The organism is Frankia sp. CcMO1 (assembly GCF_977945845.1).
Genome location: NZ_CDWTMG010000346.1, coordinates 1 through 3738 on the forward strand (window position 1 = coordinate 1; position 3738 = coordinate 3738).

The 3738-nt window shown below is 70.8% G+C and carries 3 protein-coding genes; all 3 read right to left on the reverse strand.

Annotation, left to right across the window (positions count from 1 at the left end):
- Window positions 1-104: 104 nt before the first annotated feature.
- Window positions 105-1184 carry a DNA integrity scanning diadenylate cyclase DisA gene (gene disA / locus AC08OU_RS23515; RefSeq protein ID WP_476605834.1) on the reverse strand — a complete coding sequence of 360 codons (1080 nt, stop codon included), beginning with the start codon at window positions 1182-1184 and terminating at the stop codon, window positions 105-107.
- Between the two features lie 139 nt (window positions 1185-1323).
- A complete protein-coding gene (gene radA, locus AC08OU_RS23520; protein WP_462185932.1) occupies window positions 1324-2781 on the reverse strand; it encodes a DNA repair protein RadA in 1458 nt (485 codons plus the stop codon).
- 99 nt (window positions 2782-2880) lie between these two features.
- On the reverse strand, window positions 2881-3546 hold the full coding sequence (locus tag AC08OU_RS23525; RefSeq protein WP_476602295.1) for a copper chaperone PCu(A)C domain-containing protein: 666 nt from the start codon (window positions 3544-3546) through the stop codon (window positions 2881-2883).
- Window positions 3547-3738 lie beyond the last annotated feature (192 nt).

Sequence of the window (3738 nt, forward strand, 5' to 3'; positions counted from 1 at the left end):
GCACCACACAACGGAGCATGCAATCCGAAAATCCCCATCAGATCCACGACCAACCCCGGGACGTACTTCCCAAACAGGCCCTAGCACTACCGTACGCAGCGTTACTACACGTAGCGTTCGAGAATGCTCGACTCGGCGAGCCGGGAGAGGCCCTCGCGGACCGCTCGGGCGCGGGTCTCCCCGACGCCGTCGACGGCCTGCAGATCGTCAACCCCGGCGGCGAGCAGTTTCTGCAGGGTGCCGAAATGATCGACGAGCCGGTCGACCACCATCCGTGGCAGCCGTGGCACCTTCGCCAGCATGCGGTAACCGCGCGGACTGATCTGCCGGTCCAGGATGTCCGCCCCGCCGGAGAATCCGATCACCCTGGCGAGGACGGTGAGGTCGAGCAGGTTGGTCGGAGACATCGCGGACAGCTCGCCCAGGACCTGCGCGGCCGTCCCCGCCTTCGACCCGATCGGCAGATAGTCGCGGACGGTGAGTTCACGCTCGGTCTCGACTCCGGCCATCAGCTCCTCGAGCTGCAGGGACAGCAGCCGGCCGTCGGTGCCGAGCTCGACGACGTAGCCTTCGATCTCGTCGGCTATGCGGCGCACCATCTCCAGCCGCTGGCTCACCGAAATCGCGTCGCGGACCGTGACGAGGTCCTCGATCTCCAGTGCGGACAGGGTGCCCGCGACCTCGTCAAGCCGCAGCTTGTAAGGCTCGAGGGTGGCCAGGGCCTGGTTCGCCCGGGACAGGATGGCGGCCGAGCCGTCCAGCACGTACCGCCGCCCGGCGACGTACAGTGCGATGATGTGCATCGACTGGCTGACCGAGATGACGGGGAACTCGGCCTGCCTGGCGACCCGCTCGGCGGTCCGGTGCCGCGTGCCGGACTCCTCTGTCGGGACCGTTGGATCCGGTACCAGATGCACCGCCGCGCGGACGATGCGTTGCAGGTCGGACGACAGCACGATCGCGCCGTCCATCTTGGCCAGCTCGCGCAGCCGGGTTGCCGAGAACTCCACGTCGAGCTCGAAGCCACCGGTGCACAGACCCTCGACGACCTTGTCGTGGCCGAGGACGATCAGTGCGCCGGTGTGCCCGCGCAGGATGCGTTCCAGGCCGTCGCGAAAGGGGGTTCCGGGCGCGACCGCGGCCAGTGTCGCCCGGAAGATGTCGTCTCCGGGTGGTCCTGCCATCAGGCTCCCTCAACTCCTCGGCTTCCCCCACCGTCTCCCTTTACCACTGTCGCGATGTCGCGATGCTATCGGGGCGACGGGAGCCGGTGGGGTCCGCCTCATCGTGAAGTACCGATATGGTTAGAAAAATACACACTTTCTACGTTTCATGCATTTTGCCGATCGCGCCGATCAGGTCGGGTACCTCGGTGACTTTCATGCCGTCCGGAGCCGGGCCGGGGTCCGCCGGAACGAGCGCCCGGCGAAAGCCGAGCCGGGCCGCGGCGGCGAGCCGTTGGCGTACCGAGCCCACCGCGCGGACCTCCCCGGCCAGGCCGACCTCGCCGACAGCGACGAGATCGGCCGGCAACGGACGGTCTCTGGCCGCGCTGACGATCGCCAAGGCCGTCGCGAGGTCCGCTGCGGGCTCGGCCAACCGAACCCCGCCGACGGTCGCGGCGTACACGTCGGCCCGGCCGAAGCGCACCTTCGCCCGGCGCTCGACCACGGCGAGAATCATCGCCACCCGGGCCGGATCGAGCCCGGACACGGCGCGCCGGGGGATCTGCGCCGAGGTCTCCGCCACCAGAGCCTGAACCTCGGCGACGAGTGGCCGTCGGCCCTCGACTGTTACGGTGACACAGGTTCCCGGCACCGCCTCCAGCCCCGCGCCGCCGGACCGGGACAGGAACAGCCCGCTCGGGTCGGCGATGCCATGGATACCGGAATCGTCCATCTCGAAACAGCCGACCTCGTCGGCCGGTCCATACCGATTCTTGCCCGCGCGGACCAGGCGCAGTGCGGAGTGCCGCTCGCCCTCGAAATGCAGCACCACGTCGACCAGATGTTCCAGGAGGCGCGGTCCGGCGACCAGACCATCCTTCGTGACATGGCCGACAAGCACCGTCACGAGTCCCAGCGCCTTGGCCGTCCGGATCAGGGCCGCGGTGACCTCACGGACCTGGGTGACCCCGCCCGCGGCTCCGTCTACCCCGGCCGCGGAGATGGTCTGCACCGAATCGACCACCAGCAGGGCGGGTGAGACCTCCTCGACGTGACGCAGGACGGCGCCGAGGTCCGTCTCGGCGGCGATCCACAGGTCCTCGTGCAGCGCACCCGTCCGACCCGCCCGCAGCCTGACCTGCGCCGCGGACTCCTCCCCGGTGACGACCAGCGCGCGGGCACCGGCGGCGGCGCTGCGGGCCGCGACCTCCAGCAACAGGGTGGACTTGCCGACCCCCGGTTCCCCGGCGAGCAGGATCACAGCGCCGGGAACGAGGCCGCCGCCCAGCACGCGGTCGAGCTCGTCTATCCCGGTCGGGCGACGCCTCGTCGCGGTCACGTCGACGGACATGACCGGCAGAGCCGGTGCCGTCACTGCGGCGGACGAGGCGGAGCGACCCCCCGCGACCAGGCCGGCCCCGCGGCGTGGGGCGGGGGCCTGCGCCTCCAGCGTGCCCCACTCCTGGCAGCGCGAGCATCGTCCCGCCCACCGCACGGACTCCGAGCCGCAGCTGTTACACCGGAACCCGCCTGAGGCCGCACGGCTCGACGGGCGACCGCCGGCCGACGGGCGAGTGGATGCCATGGACGCAACGTTAGTCCGCTGGTCCGACATGTCGGTGACAGCGGCGCGCGGAATGGGTCCCCGGGCGTCGGGTACCCGCGAATGGGGATACCCGGCCGGATCCCGCTGGGCGGATCGGCAGGCGGTGGGTCAGCCCGCGGTGGTGGCGCCGGCCGACGGCGAGGCGGGCTCCTGCCCTGCCCCCGGGGTCCCGGTAACCGCACCCGGCGCCGCCGAGGCGCCGGGTGCGGGCTGCTCCACCGGAACGTCCAGGGTGATACTGCCGGCCTTGGCGAAGGTGATGGTGACGGGCACCTGGGACCCGATCAACAGGTTCTTCTGGACGTTCTGCAGGGTCGGCGCGGAGCCGTCGGCAATGAAGATCTTTCCGGAACCGGGTGGCAGCTCGGCGGGGCTCGGTACCTTGCCGCCCGCCGCGAGGGGGGAGGACACGCCGATGATGGTGTCAGGCTCGGTGCCCGCGTTGAAGAACGCCGAGACGATCTGTGCGGAGTCTCCCCGGGACAGCGGGCCTGCTACATAGACGTTGCGCAGCGTGATGCTGCCGACGGCGCTCGAGACGCTGTTGGTCGTGGTCCGGGCGAGGTTCGTCAGCGCGTCGTTGCCGGAAGCGCAGCTTGCCAGGCCAGCGGACCCGACCACCGAGGCCAGGATCGCGGCACCGATCCGGCGGGAGGCCATACGCCGCCTGAAGGTGGACTGTCGACCGGCGTCGTGGCCCGGCTCCGGGGCGGCGGACGCCCCGCCGACGGCGGGTGTGGCTGACGTGGAACGGGCACCCAGACGGCGGCTCACAGCTCGGTGGCTCCTCCTGCGCGAGACCGGTGCCTCGGGTGCGCACCGGTGCTGGTTGACGGTCGTCCCGTGGGGCGACCACCGGTGGCGCCGCCTCCATCGCCGGCCGTCGTAACCGGCGCGGAGAGGTCACCCCCGGTGCCCGGATGATTCGGTCTAAGACGGTCCGTCTCCCGACTCACCCGCGCGGGG

Bases quoted from the DNA above. Each gene is read 5' to 3' on its own strand.
- radA (WP_462185932.1), bottom strand. From the start codon at position 2,781: ATGTCGGACCAGCGGACTAACGTTGCGTCCATGGCATCCACTCGCCCG.
- disA (WP_476605834.1), bottom strand. From the start codon at position 1,184: ATGGCAGGACCACCCGGAGACGACATCTTCCGGGCGACACTGGCCGCG.